The sequence below is a fragment of the Streptomyces sp. YPW6 genome, assembly GCF_018866325.1.
GTDB lineage: Bacteria > Actinomycetota > Actinomycetes > Streptomycetales > Streptomycetaceae > Streptomyces.
In genome coordinates this window covers 4,009,536-4,029,058 of record NZ_CP076457.1, presented here as the reverse complement: position 1 = coordinate 4,029,058, position 19,523 = coordinate 4,009,536, and the positions used below count along the sequence as shown (strand labels likewise).

General features: G+C 70.7%; 16 protein-coding genes and 1 tRNA gene. 6 read left to right on the top strand and 11 right to left on the bottom strand.

Translation table 11 applies throughout. The features are described 5' to 3' along the window. Window positions 1–114 precede the first annotated feature (114 nt). The 3 genes from hrpA (at window position 115) to KME66_RS17825 (ending at window position 4,741) form a co-directional block, all read left to right on the top strand. Window positions 115–4,047: an ATP-dependent RNA helicase HrpA gene (gene hrpA, locus KME66_RS17835; protein WP_216323675.1), complete on the top strand. Its 3,933-nt coding sequence runs from the start codon at window positions 115–117 to the stop codon at window positions 4,045–4,047. 129 nt (window positions 4,048–4,176) lie between these two features. Further along, window positions 4,177–4,251 (top strand) — tRNA-Asp (locus tag KME66_RS17830). A gap of 154 nt (window positions 4,252–4,405) precedes the next feature. Further along, window positions 4,406–4,741, top strand: a complete 336-nt coding sequence (locus tag KME66_RS17825; RefSeq protein WP_216323672.1) for a DUF6274 family protein — start codon at window positions 4,406–4,408, stop codon at window positions 4,739–4,741. Window positions 4,742–5,322: 581 nt separating this feature from the next. Here the strand turns inward: KME66_RS17825 and bldC are convergent. Then, window positions 5,323–5,529, bottom strand: coding sequence for a developmental transcriptional regulator BldC (gene bldC / locus KME66_RS17820; protein ID WP_003949541.1), 207 nt, complete (start codon window positions 5,527–5,529; stop codon window positions 5,323–5,325). A gap of 656 nt (window positions 5,530–6,185) precedes the next feature. Continuing rightward, window positions 6,186–7,031 (bottom strand): hypothetical protein, encoded by an 846-nt coding sequence (locus tag KME66_RS17815; protein WP_073228528.1) that lies wholly within the window; start codon window positions 7,029–7,031, stop codon window positions 6,186–6,188. 176 nt (window positions 7,032–7,207) lie between these two features. Here KME66_RS17815 and KME66_RS17810 point away from each other — a divergent pair, with 176 nt between their 5' ends. Next, a complete protein-coding gene (locus tag KME66_RS17810; RefSeq protein ID WP_073228414.1) occupies window positions 7,208–8,290 on the top strand; it encodes a Glu/Leu/Phe/Val dehydrogenase dimerization domain-containing protein in 1,083 nt (360 codons plus the stop codon). Between the two features lie 281 nt (window positions 8,291–8,571). Then, the gene (locus KME66_RS17805; RefSeq protein ID WP_073228411.1) at window positions 8,572–8,829 is read left to right on the top strand and encodes a DUF3073 domain-containing protein; all 258 of its coding nucleotides are present in this window, start codon (window positions 8,572–8,574) and stop codon (window positions 8,827–8,829) included. Window positions 8,830–9,045: 216 nt separating this feature from the next. Here the strand turns inward: KME66_RS17805 and purM are convergent, their stop codons facing one another. The 9 genes from purM to purS all read right to left on the bottom strand — a co-directional run bounded on the left by purM (window position 9,046) and on the right by purS (window position 18,622). Beyond that, a complete protein-coding gene (gene purM, locus KME66_RS17800; RefSeq protein ID WP_073228408.1) occupies window positions 9,046–10,119 on the bottom strand; it encodes a phosphoribosylformylglycinamidine cyclo-ligase in 1,074 nt (357 codons plus the stop codon). 60 nt (window positions 10,120–10,179) lie between these two features. Continuing rightward, the gene (purF, locus tag KME66_RS17795; RefSeq protein WP_073228406.1) at window positions 10,180–11,706 is read right to left on the bottom strand and encodes an amidophosphoribosyltransferase; all 1,527 of its coding nucleotides are present in this window, start codon (window positions 11,704–11,706) and stop codon (window positions 10,180–10,182) included. A 331-nt stretch (window positions 11,707–12,037) separates the two neighbouring features. Continuing rightward, window positions 12,038–12,877 carry an META domain-containing protein gene (locus tag KME66_RS17790; protein ID WP_253208384.1) on the bottom strand — a complete coding sequence of 280 codons (840 nt, stop codon included), beginning with the start codon at window positions 12,875–12,877 and terminating at the stop codon, window positions 12,038–12,040. A gap of 111 nt (window positions 12,878–12,988) precedes the next feature. Further along, window positions 12,989–13,786, bottom strand: a complete 798-nt coding sequence (locus tag KME66_RS17785) for a maleylpyruvate isomerase family mycothiol-dependent enzyme (protein ID WP_073228400.1) — start codon at window positions 13,784–13,786, stop codon at window positions 12,989–12,991. 10 nt (window positions 13,787–13,796) lie between these two features. Continuing rightward, window positions 13,797–14,786: a M23 family metallopeptidase gene (locus tag KME66_RS17780; protein WP_216323666.1), complete on the bottom strand. Its 990-nt coding sequence runs from the start codon at window positions 14,784–14,786 to the stop codon at window positions 13,797–13,799. A 42-nt stretch (window positions 14,787–14,828) separates the two neighbouring features. Further along, window positions 14,829–15,335, bottom strand: coding sequence for a helix-turn-helix transcriptional regulator (locus KME66_RS17775; protein WP_216323664.1), 507 nt, complete (start codon window positions 15,333–15,335; stop codon window positions 14,829–14,831). A 112-nt stretch (window positions 15,336–15,447) separates the two neighbouring features. Further along, entirely contained in the window at window positions 15,448–17,697 is a 2,250-nt protein-coding gene (purL, locus tag KME66_RS17770) for a phosphoribosylformylglycinamidine synthase subunit PurL (RefSeq protein ID WP_073228391.1), read from the bottom strand. Further along, window positions 17,694–18,374: a phosphoribosylformylglycinamidine synthase subunit PurQ gene (purQ, locus tag KME66_RS17765; RefSeq protein WP_073228388.1), complete on the bottom strand. Its 681-nt coding sequence runs from the start codon at window positions 18,372–18,374 to the stop codon at window positions 17,694–17,696. Before purQ ends, purL begins: the two co-directional genes overlap by 4 nt. Beyond that, on the bottom strand, window positions 18,371–18,622 hold the full coding sequence (purS, locus tag KME66_RS17760) for a phosphoribosylformylglycinamidine synthase subunit PurS (protein ID WP_216323661.1): 252 nt from the start codon (window positions 18,620–18,622) through the stop codon (window positions 18,371–18,373). The genes purQ and purS overlap by 4 nt, the downstream gene beginning before the upstream one ends. A 437-nt stretch (window positions 18,623–19,059) precedes the next feature. Between purS and KME66_RS17755 the strand changes: the two genes are divergently transcribed. Further along, a complete protein-coding gene (locus tag KME66_RS17755; protein WP_216323658.1) occupies window positions 19,060–19,395 on the top strand; it encodes an Lsr2 family protein in 336 nt (111 codons plus the stop codon). Window positions 19,396–19,523: the final 128 nt, after the last annotated feature.

The window sequence follows — 19,523 nt, the reverse complement described above, 5'->3', positions numbered from 1 at the left end:
CGTGAGCGGCGATCGCGGGGTGTTCGACTGCCGGAAATGGTACGTGCCGCGTGACGCAGCCCGCGCGAAATGAGGTCGCCACCGGCCGGGCCCGGGTGAGATCCTGGGATCCGTATGTCTACTTCCTTCGCCGATCTCCAGTCCCAGCTCGGTCAGCTCTCGCTCCGCGATGCGAACCGGCTCGGCCGGCGCCTCGAAGGAGCGCGCCGCATCCGCAAGCCCGAGGCCCGCCAGTCCGTGCTGGACGAGATCGCGGCCGAGGCGGGCAAGGCGGCCGACCGGCTCGCGACGCGAGCGGCCCGGCTGCCGGCCCTGTCGTACCCCGAAGAGCTGCCGGTCAGCCAGAAGAAGGACGAGATCCTGGAGGCGATACGCGACCACCAGGTCGTGATCGTCGCCGGCGAGACCGGGTCCGGCAAGACCACGCAGCTCCCGAAGATCTGCATGGAGCTGGGGCGCGGCGTCCGGGGCATGATCGGGCACACCCAGCCCCGGCGGATCGCCGCCCGTACGGTCGCGGAGCGTGTCGCGGACGAGCTGAAGACGCCCCTGGGCGAGACGGTCGGCTGGAAGGTCCGCTTCACCGACCAGGTGAATCCGGAGTCGACGTATCTGAAGCTGATGACGGACGGCATCCTGCTCGCCGAGATCCAGACGGACCGCGAGCTGCTGGCGTACGACACGATCATCATCGACGAGGCCCACGAGCGGTCCCTCAACATCGACTTCCTGCTCGGCTATCTGGCCCGGCTGCTGCCGCGGCGCCCGGACCTGAAGGTTGTCATCACCTCGGCGACGATCGACCCGGAGCGGTTCGCGCGCCACTTCGGGGACGCCCCGATCGTGGAGGTCAGCGGGCGGACGTATCCGGTGGAGGTCAGGTACCGCCCCCTCCTGGAGGAGGACAGCGATGACTCCGACCGGGACCAGATCACCGCGATCTGCGACGCCGTCGACGAGCTGGGCCACGAGGCACCCGGCGACGTGCTGGTCTTCCTCTCCGGCGAACGCGAGATCCGGGACACGGCCGACGCGCTGAACAAGCGCAACCTCAGACACACGGAAGTGCTCCCGCTCTACGCGCGCCTCTCGCACGCCGAGCAGCACCGTGTGTTCCAGCGCCACACCGGACGCCGCATCGTGCTGGCGACCAACGTCGCCGAGACCTCGCTGACCGTCCCCGGCATCAAGTACGTGATCGACCCGGGCAGCGCCCGGATCTCCCGCTACAGCCACCGCACCAAGGTCCAGCGGCTGCCGATCGAGCGGATCTCCCAGGCCAGCGCCAACCAGCGCAAGGGCCGCTGCGGCCGTACGTCGGACGGCATCTGCATCCGGCTCTACTCCGAGGACGACTTCCTCACCCGGCCGGAGTTCACCGACCCCGAGATCCTGCGGACCAACCTGGCCTCCGTCATCCTCCAGATGACCGCCGCCGGGCTCGGCGACATCGAGAAGTTCCCCTTCATCGACCCGCCGGACCACCGCAACATCCGCGACGGCATCCAGCTCCTCCAGGAGCTGGGGGCGCTCGATCCCGCCGAGAAGGATCCGAAGAAGCGGCTCACCCCGCTCGGCCGGAAGCTCTCCCAGCTGCCCGTCGACCCGCGCCTGGCCCGTATGGTCATCGAGGCCGACAGGAACGGCTGCGCCCGCGAGGTCATGGTCATCGCCGCCGCGCTCTCCATCCAGGACCCGAGGGAGCGGCCCGCGGAGAAGCAGACGCAGGCGGATCAGAACCACGCCCGGTTCAAGGACGAGACGTCCGACTTCCTGGCGTATCTGAACCTCTGGGCGTACATCCGCGAGCAGCAGAGGGAGCGCGGTTCGTCCTCGTTCCGCCGGATGTGCAAGCAGGAGTACCTGAACTTCCTGCGCATCCGCGAATGGCAGGACATCTACGCGCAGCTGCGGACGGTCGCCAAGCAGATGGGCATCACCGTCGAGGAGCCCAAGGCGGAGGCGTCCGTTCCCGAGCAGGCGGTGCACACCTCGCTGCTGGCCGGGCTGCTGTCGCACATCGGGCTCAAGGACACCGAGAAGAACGAGTACCTGGGCGCGCGCAGCGCCAAGTTCGCGATCTTCCCCGGCTCCGCGCTGTTCAAGAAGCAGCCCCGGTTCCTGATGTCGGCGGAGCTGGTGGAGACCTCCCGGCTCTGGGCGCGGGTCAACGCCAAGGTCGAGCCCGATTGGATCGAGCCGCTGGCCCAGCATCTGGTGAAGCGCACGTACAGCGAGCCGCACTGGGAGAAGGACCGGGCGGCGGTGATGGCGTACGAGCGGGTCACCCTCTACGGCGTGCCGATCGTCGCCCAGCGCAAGGTCAATTTCGGACGGATCGACCAGGAGGCCTCGCGGGACCTGTTCATCCGCAACGCCCTGGTCGAGGGCGACTGGCGGACCCACCACCAGTTCTTCCACGACAATCGCAAACTGCTGGGCGAGGTCGAGGAGTTGGAGCACCGGGCCCGTCGCCGCGACATCCTCGTGGACGACGAGACCCTGTTCGACTTCTACGACCAGCGGATTCCCGAACACATCGTGTCCGGGGCGCACTTCGACTCCTGGTGGAAGCACAAGCGGCGCGAGGAGCCCGACGCGCTGGACTTCGAGCGCTCCATGCTCATCAACGAGAAGGCCGGGGCCGTCACGAAGGACGACTACCCGGACTCCTGGCGGCAGGGGAAGCTCAAGTTCAGGGTGACGTACCAGTTCGAGCCCGGCGCGGACGCGGACGGTGTGACCGTGCACGTACCGCTCCAGGTGCTGAACCAGGTCACCGCCGAGGGCTTCGACTGGCAGATCCCGGGGCTGCGCGAGGAGGTCGTCACCGAGCTGATCCGCTCGCTGCCGAAGCCGGTCCGCCGGCACTACGTCCCCGCGCCGAACTACGCGGAGAAGTTCCTGGACCGGGCGGTCCCGCTCCAGGAGCCGCTGCCGGTGACCCTGGCGCGTGAGCTCCAGCGGATGGTCGGTGTGCCCGTCACGGCGGACGACTTCGACCTCTCGCGGGTCCCGGAGCACCTCAAGATCACGTTCCGGATCGTCGACGAGCGGCGGCGGAAGGTGGCCGAGGACAAGGACCTGGAGGCGCTGAGGCTCACGCTGCGCCCGAAGGCCCGCCAGGCGCTCTCCCAGGCCGCTGCGGCGACCGCGGGGCCCTCCGGCGAGTCCATCGAGCGCTCGGGCCTCACGGACTGGACGATCGGTTCGCTGAGCAAGGTCTTCGAGACCCGTCGTGCCGGGCAGCCGGTGAAGGCGTATCCGGCCCTCGTCGACCAGGGCGAGACCGTGGCCGTACGGCTCTTCGACACCGAGGCCGAGCAGCAGCAGGCGATGTGGCGCGGCACCCGGCGGCTGATCATGCTGAACATCCCGGTGAACCCGGCGAAGTTCGCGTCCGACCGGCTGGGCAACCAGCAGAAGCTGGCGCTGTCCCGCAATCCGCACGGTTCGGTGCAGGCCCTCTTCGAGGACTGCGCGACCGCCGCGGCCGACCGGCTCATCGCCGCGCACGGCGGGCCCGCGTGGGACGAGAAGGCGTTCCGGACGCTGTACGACAAGGTGCGCGCGGACCTGGTGGACCTGACCGTCCGCACCATCGACCAGGTGCAGCAGATCCTCGCCGCGTGGCAGGCCTGCGAGCGCCGGCTGAAGTCGACGAACAGCCTGGCGCTGGTGGCCAACGTCACGGACGTACGGGACCAGCTGGCCCGTCTCGTACCGCCCGGTTTCGTTACGGCCACCGGGCTGCGCCGGCTGCCGGACCTGATGCGCTACCTCGTGGCGGCCGACCGGCGGCTCCAGCAGATGCCGACGGCCGTCCAGCGGGACACCACGCGGATGGAGAAGGTCCACGAGATGCAGGACGAGTACGCCTGGCTGCTCGAACAGTTCCCGCAGGGCAGGCCGGTCCCGCAGGAGGCGCTGGACGTCCGCTGGATGATCGAGGAGCTGCGGGTCAGCTACTTCGCCCACGCGCTGGGCACCGCGTTCCCCGTCTCGGACAAGCGGATCGTGAAGGCGGTCGACGCCCTCGCGCCCTGACGCGGGGCCCTGCGGAGGGGGCCGGGAGGCGGGTGACGGAGTCACCACCAGGAGTGAAGTCGACCTGGGCCTCCCACCTCCTGTACAGTCTGGTTTCGCAGCAAGCCGCAAGGCAAGCGGCGAAAACCTGGTCCTGTGGAGCAGTTTGGAGTGCTCGCCACCCTGTCAAGGTGGAGGCCGCGGGTTCAAATCCCGTCAGGACCGCAGTAGGAGAAAGCCCGGATCGTTTCGATCCGGGCTTTCTCGCGTCTTGACGGGCCCCACCCGTCGCGGGTACCCCGAAGAAGCAGAGGCCGTGTCCGTACCCTCGGCGCTTCTCACGGCGGGGGACGGCCGGGCCCACCGGGAGGTGGCTCGTATGTCCGCGTCCGCAGCACGACACGAGACCCGCGCGCTGTTGCGCGCCCATCTGGCGGCCGCTTCCGCCTACGGCCATCTCACCCGGCACTGCGCGGTCTGCCATCGCCTCCTGCGCCTCGCCATGGAGCCCGGGGCGGCCGCGGAGTCCGGAGGGGCGTCCGAGCCCGCTCCGGACGCCACCGAAGCCGCCCCGGACGCCACCGAGCCCGCCCCGGACGCCACCGGGGCCGCTCCGGACCCCGCCGGCGCCTCCGCAGCCCGTGCGGGTGTCCGCGGGCGGCCGGGCGGGCACGAGGACCAAAGGCCCCCGGCGACACGACCATCGGCCGGGTGACTCCGCGTTCGGGCAGTGGCAGGCTCGTAGTTGGCAAGCTTCGGGCGATGTGACGGTAGTCACTGAAAGAGTTTTCAGACCGGGGGATTTTACGCCTCCCCTACAACTGGTGAATTTAATATGTGCAATTGCACGGAGCCCGTGGAGTCGCCCGGACCGTTCCGTCCGGGGCTGTCCCACCGCGTCCAGGACGCTCACCCACACTCCCGCACAGACCCGCGCACAGACCCACGAACGCCCCCGCCGGCCCCGTGAAGCCGACCGACCGCCCGGTTCTGACCGCGGGCCGGTCCGGGCGCGGGAGCGGCGCGGAGAGCGCCGTACAGGGATCACCACGGGCCCCGGGAGGCGGCCGGAGAGGCCCGTCCGGGCACAAAAAAGATCGCGCTGGACCCGGCGGAGTCCAGCGCGATCGATACGACGAAAACCCGTGAACACAGGTGTGACGCCCGTTGGGGCAGGCGTCCGTCGAGTGGAGCTATGGGCGGGCGACCGAGGTTGGGGGACCTGGCGGCTGCCCGGGTGTTGTGCTGTGCTGCGGTACTGCTGTGCTGCTGTTGTTGCTGGTCGGCAGGGGTGTGTCAGGCCTCGCTGCGCTGCTGCGGAATACCCGCGAGCAGTGCGCGGACCTCTGCCTCGCGGTACCGGCGATGTCCACCGAGCGTGCGGATGGACGTGAGCTTGCCAGCCTTGGCCCAGCGAGTGACCGTCTTCGGGTCCACGCGGAACATCGTGGCAACCTCAGCCGGGGTCAGCAGCGGCTCGGCATCAGGGGTGCGAGCGGTCATGAGCGGCCTCCTCGGGAGAACCGAACCTTCTCGGTTCTTTCCTCTAAATTCTGCACCTTGACCCGCGTTGCCCGAAATGGCGGACGCGGGCCGAGTCGGTTATAGGACGAACGGCTTGTCCTCGGCACTACAACTACACCATCCGTCCAGCCACGTCGGCCAAACCGATGGAATTGCCCTCCCAGGTGTTCATCAGCGACGGAAGCCGATGGACCATGCCATAGCGGACAGTCACGCCCCGGTGACGATCAGTCACAGAGCGATCAGGAGTCGTCAGACCCCCCATAGAGCGCAAGGTCGATCATTCTGCCCTTACGTGGACAGAAGGAGCCCTCCCCGGACTCCTTGTCCTATTTTGGCATGAGGGTTAGGGATAGGCGCAAGAGCCCCGTTAGTGCTGTCCATCACGCTTGGGGTAAAGGCCCGGTTCGGGACGTAGGTCCCGGACCCAGTGATGTACGCCCCTGCCCCGCACGCCCCATGAGACATCACGGGTCACACGGAACGCCGGTTCACAGAACCACGGTTCACGGTCCGTCCGCCGGTTCACGGTCCGTCCGCCCCGTCTCCTCCCTCCTCTTCGCGTCCCGGCCCTGCGTCCTGGATGAAGGATGCCCCGGTTCCGTCACCTTGATGCCGCTGTGGGCCTTTTCACGTCAATTGGTGAACTGGAGGTCCCGGACCGCCCGCCAGCGCTCCGCGAGCCGCGCGTACGCCTCCCCCGCGCCCTCGCTGTCACCGTCCCGCAGCGCGGCGAGCCCCTCCGCCACGTCCGCCGCCGACCGGTCCCCGGCGAGCCGTTCCGCCGGCAGCGCGTGGACCAGGCCCCCGTAGTCCAGCTCGACCAGCGAGCGCGGATGGAACTCCTCCAGCCAACGCCCCACGTCCACCAGCCCCTCGGTCAGCGGCCCCTCGGGAACGCTCTCCCGGAGCGTCCGCAGTGCCCGCGCCAGCCGGCGCCGGGCCTCGACCATCCGCGTGCGGTACCGCAGGACGGGCGCCGCCCCCTCGTCGTCCGCCGCCGCGTACTCACGCTCCTCGTCGTGGAAGAGGACGAACCAGCGCACCGGGACCTGCCACACCGTGGTGCGGATCCACGGCCGCGCGTCCGGGTGGAGCCGCCGCCAGCGCTCGTGGTCCGCCGCCGCCTGGCCGCGCACCACCGCGGGCAGCACGGCATCGAGCACGTTGGCCGGAAACATGTCCCCCAGTTCCTCCAGGGCCAGCCAGCCCCGCAGCCGGGTCCGCCACGGGCAGACGCACACCGCCCCGTCCAGCTCCGCCACGAACGCGTCGCCGCTCTCGTGCACGGGCACCCCGACCGGCGGCGTCGACACCAAGTCGGCCAGCGAGCGGCGCAGTTCGTCCTGGGCCGTGGGGAGCTCCCCGCGTTGCGCGTACCGCGCCCAGTGACTGCGCTCGGGCTCCGCGAAGGCGGCGAGCGGCTCGTAGATCCGGAGGTAGGACGTGTAAGGGACGCGCACCGAAGACACCACCGACATGGAGCGCATCGTGTCACGGCCGGTCACCCGCAGGGGGTGATCCTCCGCACGGGGGCAGATCCACGGCGCCGGAGGACTTACGCTCTTGCCCATCGGACCGGCCGTGCCGGTCGGTCCGGGGCTCTCCCCACCCCCAGGAGGGCCTCCCCGCCGCTTCGTACTTGGGAGTCACCACAGTGACCGATGTGACTAACGGCGTCCTGCACACCCTGTTCCACTCGGATCAGGGAGGCCACGAGCAAGTCGTGATCTGCCAGGACCGCGCCAGCGGCCTCAAGGCCGTCATCGCCCTCCACTCCACCGCCCTGGGCCCGGCCCTCGGCGGCACCCGCTTCTACCCGTACGCCTCCGAGGCGGACGCCGTCGCCGACGCGCTCAACCTGTCGCGCGGGATGTCGTACAAGAACGCGCTGGCCGGCCTCGACCACGGCGGCGGCAAGGCCGTCATCATCGGTGACCCGGAGAAGATCAAGAGCGAGGAACTCCTCCTCGCCTACGGCCGGTTCGTCGCCTCGCTCGGCGGCCGCTACGTCACCGCCTGCGACGTCGGCACCTATGTCGCCGACATGGACGTCGTCGCCCGGGAGTGCCGCTGGACGACGGGCCGCTCCCCCGAGAACGGCGGCGCGGGCGACTCCTCGGTGCTCACCGCGTTCGGCGTCTTCCAGGGCATGCGCGCCTCGGCCCAGCACCTCTGGGGCGACCCGACGCTGCGCGGCCGCAAGGTCGGCGTCGCCGGGGTCGGCAAGGTGGGCCGCCACCTCGTCGAGCACCTGCTCTCCGACGGGGCCGAGGTCGTGATCACCGACGTCCGTGCGGAGTCGCTGCGCGCGATCACCGACCTGCACCCCGAGGTCACCGTGGCGGCGGACACCGACGCCCTGATCCGTACCGAGGGCCTGGACGTCTACGCGCCGTGCGCGCTCGGCGGCGCGCTCGACGACGACACCGTCCCCCTGCTCACCGCGAAGGTGGTGTGCGGCGCGGCCAACAACCAGCTGGCGCACCCCGGTGTGGAGAAGGACCTGGCCGACCGGTCGGTTCTCTACGCACCCGACTACGTGGTCAACGCCGGCGGGGTGATCCAGGTGGCCGACGAACTGCACGGGTTCGACTTCGAGCGGTGCAAGGCGAAGGCCACGAAGATCTTCGACACCACGCTGGAAATATTCGCACGTGCGAAGGCGGACGGGATTCCGCCGGCCGCGGCGGCCGACCGGCTCGCCGAGCAGCGGATGGCGGAGGCGCGCTCCCGCTGACCGCCCGGCCGCCCACGACCGCCGGCCGGCGAGACAAGACTCACGCCGGTCGGCGGGTCGTACCTCCACAAGAGGTTAAAATCGCAGTTGACCAGCGAGGACGGGGCTCCTCACTGGCCCTGTGCCGGGGACCGGAATGCGGGCGGCGTACCGTATGGCCACGGAAGCAGGTACCGTTAAAGCTCTACGGGCGCGGTCTCTCTGCCGAGAGTCCGTCCTGAAACATGAACGCGTGTCAAGACTCTGGGGCCGTCGAGCCCCGTCACCGAGGGGGTCGAGCCATGGGGCGCGGCCGGGCAAAGGCCAAGCAGACCAAGGTCGCCCGCCAGCTGAAGTACAGCACCGGCGGGACGGACCTGTCGCGTCTGGCCAATGAGCTGGGCGCATCGCCTTCGAGTCAGCCACCGAACGCGGAGCCGTTCGAGGACGACGACGAGGAAGATGACCCGTACGCACAGTACGCGGATCGCTACAATCAGGACGATGACGACGATCAGGACGATCAGTCCGGTCCGTCGTCACAGCGCCGCGGCGCTTGACCTCGCGCTGACACTTCGACCCGGTCCGGGCTTGCCCCGGGCCGGGTTCTGTGTGTCCCGGTCCGGGCGCTCCCTGGGTACGGGCCGCGTTTCGCGGCCGACCCAGGCGAGCGGCCCGGCTTCCGTTCCTCCGCGGCCGACCCGGCGGGCGGCACGCTTTCCGTTCCGTGGCCGGTGCGCCGGACGGACCGCCCGGCGCACCCGCGTGCGACGTGACTACCGCGCGTAGGACCCGGTCAGCTCCGCGCCCGTCGTGCGGTCACCGCGGTCGGTGATCTCACCGGCGACCCAGGAGTCGACCCCGCGGTCGGCCAGCGTCGTCAGGGCGGCGTCCACGGAGTCGGCCGGGACGATCGCGATCATGCCGACGCCCATGTTCAGCGTCTTCTCCAGCTCCAGCTGCTCCACGTTCCCGGCCGTGCCGACCACGTCGAAGACCGCGCCGGGCGTCCACGTGGAGCGGTCCACGGTGGCGTGCAGACCGTCCGGGATGACCCGGGCCAGGTTGTTGGCGAGACCACCGCCGGTGACGTGGCTGAAGCCGTGCACCTCGGTCGTGCGGGTGAGGGCCAGGCAGTCCAGGGAGTAGATCCGGGTGGGCTCCAGGAGCTCCTCGCCGAGCGTGCGGCCGAACTCCTCGACCTCGCGGTCCAGGGACCAGCCGGCCCGGTCGAAGACCACGTGGCGGACGAGCGAGTACCCGTTGGAGTGAAGACCGGAGGAGGCCATGGCGATGACCGCGTCACCCGTGCGGATACGGTCCGGGCCGAGCAGGCGGTCGGCCTCGACCACGCCCGTACCGGCGCCGGCGACGTCGAAGTCGTCCGGGCCCAGCAGGCCCGGGTGCTCTGCCGTCTCGCCGCCGACCAGGGCGCAGCCGGCGAGGACGCAGCCTTCGGCGATGCCCTTCACGATGGCCGCGACACGCTCGGGGTGCACCTTGCCGACGCAGATGTAGTCGGTCATGAACAGCGGCTCGGCACCGCAGACGACGAGGTCGTCCACGACCATGCCGACGAGGTCGCGGCCGATGGTGTCGTACACGCCCATCTGGCGGGCCAGGTCCACCTTGGTGCCCACACCGTCGGTGGCGGAGGCCAGCAGCGGGCGCTCGTAGCGCTTCAGCGCCGAGGCGTCGAAGAGTCCGGCGAAACCGCCGAGTCCGCCGAGACCGGCGACCTCGGGGCGCTGGGTCTTCTTCACCCACTCCTTCATCAGCTCGACGGCGCGGTCACCGGCTTCGATGTCGACGCCGGCCGCCGCGTAGGAAGCACCTGTTGTCTCAGACATGGCCTGGGATCTTTCGTGTGGAGATACGGGGCTGGTGGGAGGGGGCGCGGCGCGTCCGGGTCACGGACGGCGCAGCGCGTCGGCCGCGGCGGTCGCCGCGGGGCCCGCCGCCAGCTCGGTCTCCAGCAGCTGCTTGCCGAGCAGCTCCGGGTCCGGGAGGTCCATGGGGTACTCACCGTCGAAGCAGGCGCGGCAGAGGTTCGGCTTGTCGATCGTCGTCGCCTCGATCATCGAGTCGATCGAGATGTACGCGAGCGAGTCCGCGCCCATGGAGGTGCAGATCTCGTCGACGGTCATGCCGTTGGCGATCAGCTCGGCGCGGGTGGCGAAGTCGATCCCGAAGAAGCAGGGCCACTTCACCGGAGGCGAGGAGATCCGGATGTGGATCTCGGCCGCACCGGCCTCGCGGAGCATCCGGACCAGGGCGCGCTGGGTGTTGCCGCGGACGATCGAGTCGTCGACGACCACCAGGCGCTTGCCCTTGATGACTTCCTTCAGCGGGTTCAGCTTGAGCCGGATACCGAGCTGGCGGATGGTCTGCGAGGGCTGGATGAAGGTCCGGCCGACGTAGGCGTTCTTGACCAGTCCGTTGCCGAAGGGGATGCCGCTGGCCTCCGCGTACCCGATCGCGGCGGGGGTGCCGGATTCCGGGGTCGCTATGACGAGATCCGCCTCGACGGGGGCCTCGGCGGCCAGTTTGCGGCCCATCTCCACCCGGGAGAGGTAGACGTTCCGGCCGGCGATGTCGGTGTCGGGGCGGGCCAGGTAGACGTACTCGAAGACGCAGCCCTTGGGCTTCGCTTCTGCGAATCGCGAGGAGCGCAGACCGTTCTCGTCGATGGCGACGAGCTCGCCCGGCTCGATCTCGCGTACGTAGCTGGCGCCGCAGATGTCGAGCGCGGCGGACTCCGACGCGACGACCCAGCCGCGCTCCAGGCGGCCCAGGACCAGCGGGCGGATGCCCTGCGGGTCGCGGGCGGCGTAGAGCGTGTGCTCGTCCATGAAGACGAGGGAGAACGCGCCCTTCACGTCGGGGAGCACCTGGGCGGCGGCTTCCTCGATGGTGAGCGGTTTGTCGTTCTCGTCGCGCTGCCCGGCGAGCAGCGCGGTCACCAGGTCGGTGTCGTTGGTCGCGGCGACCTGGGTGGCGCGGCCGTCCTTGCGCGGGAGGTCGGCGACCATCTCCGCGAGCTGGGCGGTGTTGACCAGGTTCCCGTTGTGGCCGAGGGCGATCGAGCCGTGCGCGGTGGCACGGAACGTCGGCTGCGCGTTCTCCCACACCGAGGCACCGGTGGTGGAGTAGCGGGCATGACCGACCGCGATATGGCCCTGGAGGGAACCCAGAGACGTTTCGTCGAAGACCTGCGAGACCAGTCCCATGTCCTTGAAGACCAGGATCTGGGACCCGTTGCTCACTGCGATGCCCGCGGATTCCTGTCCGCGGTGCTGCAGGGCATACAGTCCGAAATAGGTGAGCTTGGCGACCTCTTCGCCCGGAGCCCAGACACCGAAGACGCCGCAAGCGTCCTGGGGGCCTTTCTCTCCGGGGAGCAGGTCGTGGTTGAGTCGTCCATCACCACGGGGCACGGCACCGAGTGTAGGCGAGATCGACCACTGGTCCGAATTGGGGACCGGGAAGCAAACGCGCGGTGGAGCGCGGGAAACGGGCCCGCCCGCCGCCCGGGGCGGGCGATTCGCGGGACTTCGGCCGGTGACCCTGCGTGACGCCCGCCCGGCGGGCGCGGAGCGTCCGGGGCGGACGCGGCGCTCCCTTCCGGGCCGAGCGGCTGGTTACCGACGGGTAGCCACGCTGGGCGGCAGGCGGACGGCCGTGGCGCTCGGTGAACGCGGCCGATCTTCGCCGCAGCTGCTGGCCGAACGCTCGTTTCGTGGCGAGCCTCACACCGAGGGGCCGGGTTCAGCCGTGCTCCGAGCTGTTCTCGGCCCCGGCGGGTGCGGCGGTGGCGCCGATCCCCCTGCCGTCGTCGGCGCCGACGGTGAGCGTGCCGCCCTTGATCGTGTACGCCTTCGTGCCCTTGAGGGCGGCGAGCACGGCACGCTCGGTCCCCATCTCGGCCTCCGGGCACATCTTGCGGGTGCTCGCCATCGGTCCGAAGACGATCGTGGACCCCTCGACCGTGGCCTTGCCGCTGAAGGAGTTGCAGCCGGCGTTGCCGTTCACGGTGCCGTCCTCGGTGAAGGTCAGATGCGGTGTCCGCTCCTTCGGGAGATCGGCCGGCACGGTCGTGGCCGTCTCGCCGTCGAGCAGCGTGCCGACCGTCCACCGGGTGCCCACCAGATCGGCGGGCTTCTCCTCGCTGAGGGCCATGGTGTCCCCCTTCTCCGTGGTGAGGGTCAGCCGGTCCCCGGACAGCTTCGCGGTGTGCTCGCCGCCCATCGCGTCGATGGCGGCCTTCTCGAACTTCTCGATGTCCTCGTCGCACGCCATCTGGGTGGTGACGGGCTTGCCCAGGGTGATCCGGTCGCCCTCCACCCGGGCGTCTGCACTGATGTGGTTGCAGCCGAAGTGGGCCGTGGCCCGGCCGCTCGGGTCGATCTCCAGGCGGGCCCCCTCCGGGGCCTCGGTCCTCTTCCCGCCGACGGTCACCGAGTCGACGCTCCACGCCACGCCGGTGACGGGGACATCGCTCTGCACGGTGTCACCGCCGTCGCCGGATCCCCGGCCTGAGCCGGAACCCGACTCCGTACCGCAGGCGGCGAGGGCGAGGAGGGCCAGGGCACTGACGCTGAGGGTCATCCGTTGTGTGTGCATGGCGATGTGACGGGCCGAGGGCCCGATCCGGTTCCGCCCGCTCCGCTGCGGGGCGTACGGCAGCGGGTCATCCCGCCGCGCCGCCGGCCGTCCGGCTCAGCGCAGCAGCGGGAGCAGCGCGGCCAGGTCCGCGCGCTCGCCGCTGGCGACGGCCTCGGCCTCCTCCAGGGCGTGCGCCCACTCCGTACGCCCGGTGGCGAGCCGGATCCAGGTCAGCGGGGAGGTCTCCACGACGTTGGGCGGGGTGCCCCGGGTGTGCTTGGGGCCGCCGATGCACTGGACCACCGCGAACGGCGGGACGCGCACCTCGACCGAGCCGCCCGGCGCCCGGTCCGCGAGGGTGTCCGCCAGCAGCCGGGTGCAGGCGGCCAGGGCCTGCCGGTCGTAGGGGATCTCCAGTCCGAGCGCATCGTTCAGGTCGTCCGTGTGGACGACCAGCTCGACGGTCCGGGTGACCAGGTAGTCGGCCAGCCGCATGGAGCCGACCCGGGTGGGCAGCAGCCGGTCCCCCGTGCCGGAGGCGGGGACGTCCGCGCGGAAGGCCGCCTCCACCTCCCCGTAGAGCGCGAGGAGGTCGGGACGGTCGGCCGCCGGGGCCGGGGCCGCGGGGTCCCTCACGACTGCCGCGACGGCCGGCGGCCACTCCAGGAGGGTGGTCGCGGGCCCGGGGCCCGGCGGCTGCGGCAGGGCCAGGTCCCGGCTGACCGAGCCGAGCCCCAGAGCGATGTGCGCGGCCAGATCACGCACCGTCCAGTCGCCGAGCCGGGTCGGCCGGGCGAGCTGCTGCGGCGTCAGCGCGGCGACGGCGTCGCGCACATGGCCGTACTGGGCGAGGACCGCCGTCCGGGTCCTGAGGTGGTCGTAGGCGCGCGGGCGCTTCTTGGCCGGGGGCATGGGCCCGAGACTAACCGGCCCCACCGGCATTCCGCGGCCGGGCCGGTCCGGCCCTGTCCCCGGCGCCTCCGCCACCGTCCCCGGCCGCGGAGGCGTCGGAGGCGTCGGAAGCGGCGGAAGCGGCGGAAGCGGCGGAGGCGGCGGAAGCGGCGGAAGTGCCGGAAGCGCCGGCCACGGTGAACGTCTCGCCGTTCGCCGGGACCCCGACGCCCCGCCAGGTGAACGGGACGCCCCGGGCGTCGTCGGGGTCCGGGCCGTCCATCAGGTGGAGGTGGAGGTGCGGTTCGGTGCTGTTGCCGGAGTTGCCGCACTGCGCGATCCGCTGTCCGGCCCGCACGGTGTCCCCGGCCCTCACCCGGAGGGAGCCGCGCCGGACGTGGGCGTAGACGGCGTACGTGCCGTCGCCGATGTCGAGGATGACGTGGTTGCCGATGACCTGGTGCACCCCGGCGATCGAGCGGACGTTGCCCTCGACGAGCAGCAGGTAGACGAAACCCGCGAGCGAGTTGCGGCTCAGGTGGTCACGCCGGCCGTCGCTCGCGGCCACGACCGTGGCATCGGCCACCGCGAGCAGCGGGGCGCCGAAGGCCGGAAAGGAGCGGTTGCGGCGGAAGAGCGGCCAGAGCCACCGGAACTCCGGCCGGGCCGGGGGCTCGCCCTCTCCGGCCTCCGGGTCGGCCACGATGTCGATCGCGTACGTCTGCCCGTACACGTGCGTCCCGTGGCTCGGCACCTTGTCGGCCGGGCTGTTCAGCGCCGTCCAGCGACCGGTGACCGGCGGGTCGACCTCGACGGGGGGCCTCGGCTCGCCCCGGGGCGCGGCGGCGCGGGCCTGGAGCGTCGTCGTGGCCGCCATGAGGGCGAGCACGACCATGGCGGGCAGGACGGTGGTCGCCCAGCCGGGCCCCGGCAGATCCGTGACGAACTCCGCGATCATCAGCGCGAACAGGACCAGCCAGGACAGCCGCATGGCGACGGGCACGGCTCTGCGGACGGACATGGTCGACTCCCCCTGTGTGACTGCCCCTGTGTGGTTGCGGTGCTACGGCCGGGCCGCCGTCAGCATCACCAGCAGCGGTACGACCCGGGCGGGCGGCACCTCGTATCTGCCGCGCCCCGCCGCGTGCAGCCAGCCCGCGCCGGTCAGCTGGCGCAGGTGGTGGTAGATCTGGCCGGTGGTGCCCGCCCCGTCGAGCGCGGCCAGCTCGGCGGCCGTCCTGAGACCGCCGAGGATCTCGCGGAGCAGGCGCAGCCGCACCGGATGGCCCAGCGCGGCGAACGACTCGGCGGTATCCGCCCAGTCCCCGTCGAGCAGGGCCTCGGTGAGGGCGCCGTACTGCCACTCGTAACTCTCACCGGTGGGCGACCGCACGGCACCCGTGTAGAGCACGCCCCCGTCGGCGGCGGCCTCCCCGACACCGGCGAGCTGCTGCTTCAGCCCGTCCAGCGCCCAGAAGCCGCCGTCGCCCAGTCGGGGGGATTCGGGGTCCTGCCGTTCCAGCGCCGTGAGCCGCCGCTCCAGCTCGGCGACCCGCTGCTCCAGCTCCATGCCCCAAACTTACGTAAGGACGTAATTTCCATCAAGGGGCTGCGGGGCAAGGCCGAAGCCCCCGCCCGGACGACCCGGGCGGGGGCTTCTGCAACGCCGTTCGGCGCGCGGCTCAGGCGAGCAGCGCGGGGATCGTCGCCTCGTGCGCGGTTCGGAGCTCGCTCAGCGGAATGCTGAACTCGCCCTGGACCTCGATCTCCTCGCCGTCCACGACACCGATGCGGGTGACGGGCAGACCGCGCGCCCCGCACATGTCGGTGAAACGCAGCTCCTCGCTGCGCGGGACCGCGACGACCGCGCGGCCGGCGGACTCGGAGAAGAGGAACGTGAACGCGTCCAGGCCGTCCGGCACGACCAGCCGGGCGCCCCTCCCGCCGCGCAGGCAGGACTCGGTGACCGCCTGGACCAGACCGCCGTCGGACAGGTCGTGCGCGGCGTCGATCATGCCGTCGCGCGAGGCCGAGATGAGGATCTCCGCGAGCAGCTTCTCGCGCGCCAGGTCCACCTTGGGCGGCAGGCCGCCGAGGTGGTGGTGGACGACCTCGGACCAGGCCGAGCCGCCGAACTCCTCGGCCGTGTCCCCCAGCAGGTAGAGGAGCTGGCCCTCTTCCGCGAAGGCGACCGGCGTACGACGGTTCACATCGTCGATCACACCGAGCACGGCCACGACCGGCGTCGGGTGGATCGCCGTCTCACCGGTCTGGTTGTACAGCGAGACGTTGCCGCCGGTGACCGGGGTGCCCAGCTCCAGGCAGCCGTCCGCGAGACCGCGGGTGGCCTCGGCGAACTGCCACATGACGTCCGGGTCCTCGGGGGAGCCGAAGTTCAGGCAGTCCGAGATGGCCAGCGGCTTGGCGCCGGAGGCGGCGACGTTGCGGTACGACTCGGCCAGAGCGAGCTGCGCACCGGTGTACGGGTCGAGCTTGGCGTACCGGCCGTTGCCGTCGGTCGCCAGCGCCACGCCCAGGTTCGACTCGGCGTCGATGCGGACCATGCCCGCGTCCTCGGGCGTCGCGAGGACGGTGTTGCCCTGCACGAAGCGGTCGTACTGGTCGGTGATCCACGCCTTGGAGGCCTGGTTCGGGGACGCGACCAGCTGGAGGACCTGCTCGCGCAGCTCGGCCGCGTCGGCCGGGCGGGGAAGCTTGCCCGCGTCGTCCGCCTGGAGCGCGTCCTGCCAGGACGGGCGGGCGAACGGGCGCTGGTAGACCGGGCCGTCGTGGGCGACCGAACGCGGGGGGACGTCCACGATCTGCTCGCCGTGCCAGAAGATCTCCAGCTGGGAGCCGTCGGTCACCTCACCGATGACGGTGGCGATGACGTCCCACTTCTCGCAGATCTCCAGGAAGCGGTCCACGTGCTGCGGTTCGACGATCGCGCACATGCGCTCCTGCGACTCGCTCATGAGGATTTCCTCGGGCGAGAGGGAGGAGTCGCGCAGCGGCACGGTGTCCAGCTCGACGCGCATGCCGCCGGAGCCGGCCGAGGCCAGCTCGCTGGTGGCGCAGGACAGCCCGGCGCCGCCGAGGTCCTGGATGCCCGCGACGAGCTTCTCCTGGAAGATCTCCAGGGTGCACTCGATGAGGAGCTTCTCCTGGAAGGGGTCGCCGACCTGGACGGCGGGCCGCTTGGCGGGGCCGGTCGACTCGAAGGTCTCGCTCGCCAGCACGGAGACGCCGCCGATGCCGTCGCCGCCGGTGCGGGCGCCGTACAGGATGACCTTGTTGCCGGGGCCCGAGGCCTGCGCGAGGTGGATGTCCTCGTGCTTCATCACGCCGATGCATCCGGCGTTGACCAGCGGGTTGCCCTGGTAGCAGGCGTCGAAGACGACCTCGCCGCCGATGTTGGGCAGGCCCAGGCAGTTGCCGTAGCCGCCGATGCCCGCGACGACGCCCGGCAGGACGCGCTTGGTGTCGGGGTGGTCGGCGGCGCCGAAGCGCAGCGGGTCCACGACCGCGACCGGGCGGGCGCCCATCGCGAGGATGTCGCGGACGATGCCGCCGATGCCGGTGGCCGCGCCCTGGTAGGGCTCGATGTACGAGGGGTGGTTGTGCGACTCGACCTTGAAGGTGACCGCGTACCCCTGGCCGACGTCGACGACGCCGGCGTTCTCGCCGATGCCGACGAGCATCGCGTCGTTGACGGGGACCTTCTCGCCGAACTGCTTGAGGTGGACCTTGCTGCTCTTGTACGAGCAGTGCTCGGACCACATCACGGAGTACATGGCGAGCTCGGCGCCGGTGGGGCGACGGCCCAGGATCTCGCGGATCCGGGCGTACTCGTCCTCCTTGAGGCCGAGTTCCTTCCAGGGCTGCGCGGCGTCCGGGGTCTCGGCCGCGTGCTTGACCGTATCCAGGCTCATGCGTTGACCAGCTTCTTGATGATCGAGGTGAAGAAACCGAGGCCGTCGGTGCGGCCGGTGCCGATCAGCGGCTCCACGGCGTGCTCCGGGTGCGGCATCAGGCCGACGATGTTGCCCGCCGCGTTGGTGATGCCCGCGATGTCGCGGAGCGAGCCGTTGGGGTTGCCGTCGAGGTAGCGGAAGGCGACGCGGCCCTCGGCCTCCAGTGCGTCGAGCGTGCGCTCGTCGGCGGTGTAGCGGCCGTCCATGTTCTTGAGCGGGACGCTGATCTCCTGGCCGGCGCTGTAGTCCGAGGTCCAGGCGGTCTCCGCGTTCTCCACCCGCAGCTTCTGGTCGCGGCAGATGAAGTGGAGGTGGTTGTTGCGCAGCATCGCGCCGGGCAGCAGGTGCGCCTCGGTCAGGATCTGGAAACCGTTGCAGATGCCGAGGACCGGCATCCCGGCCTTCGCCTGCTCGATGAGGGTCTCCATCACCGGCGAGAAGCGGGAGATGGCACCGGCGCGGAGGTAGTCCCCGTAGGAGAAACCGCCGGCCAGGACGACCGCGTCGACCTGGTGGAGGTCCTTGTCGCGGTGCCACAGGGACACGGGCTCGGCGCCCGCGATACGGACGGCGCGCAGGGCGTCCTGATCGTCGAGGGTGCCGGGAAAAGTGACGACGCCGATACGGGTGGTCACTTCTCCTCCTCCACCTTCACGACGAAGTCCTCGATGACGGTGTTGGCGAGGAACGTCTCGGCCATCTCGTTAATGCGGGTGAGGGCGGCGTCGTCGACCGGCCCCTCGACCTCCAGCTCGAAACGCTTTCCCTGACGAACGTCCGCGATTCCCTCGAAGCCGAGACGGGGCAGTGCGCGCTGCACCGCCTGTCCCTGCGGGTCGAGGATCTCGGGCTTGAGCATGACGTCGACTACGACGCGTGCCACTGGCACTCCCGGTGTGGTGGTGTGGTGCGGCTGTCTCTCCGGGGGGCTCCCCAGACCCCCGCTGGTCCACTCAGCGTACCTGGCCAAAATTTCTACGCGGGTAGATATCGGACGGGGCGGGCCCGGCGGGGACGTCGCGCAGATCACGTCCGCATATCGGCCGCGACACCGAACGGAAAAGCTCCGGGAAAAACCCTCCCGGATTGCACACGGATTACACACGGACACGCGCACGTAATTGGACGGGCTTCACAATGGGGTGCCGACCGCTGTACAAATGATTACCGGGGAAAGCACCATTGCCCCGGAACAACGGAACACCGGGAACAACGGACCAGTCGACATACACGTCGACCCCCATCCGCCCGCCTGGCAGCCGGAAGGCAGGCATCCGCGCACGCATTATGCGCCGATGCCGTAGGAAAGGACCGATATCCGTGGCTCAGCGCGTAGTGGTGACACTCTCCGACGACATCGACGGGGGAGCGGCGGCGGAAACGGTGACCTTCGCCCTGGACGGGAAGACGTACGAGATCGACCTCAACCCCGCCAACGCGAAGAAACTGCGGAAGACCCTGGCGCCCTACGTGGCCGCCGGGCGAAAGCAGACACAGGCCGGCAGGCGCGGCAGGACGCCCGTGTCCTACCGCCACACCTCCCTGGCCCCGGACCCGGCGGCCGTGCGCGCCTGGGCACGCTCGCACCGGATGGACGTGCCGGCCCGCGGCCGCATCCCGAAGAAGGTCTACGAGGCGTTCGCGGCGGCGGGCTGAGCCGGGGCGGCGCACGGAGTCCGGCCGGGCCGGTCACGGAGGCGGGCGGACCGAGGGGGCGGACCGTGAGGGGCGGACCGCGAAGGCGGCCGGACCGGGTGCGCGGCTCCGACCGGGGGCGGCCGGAC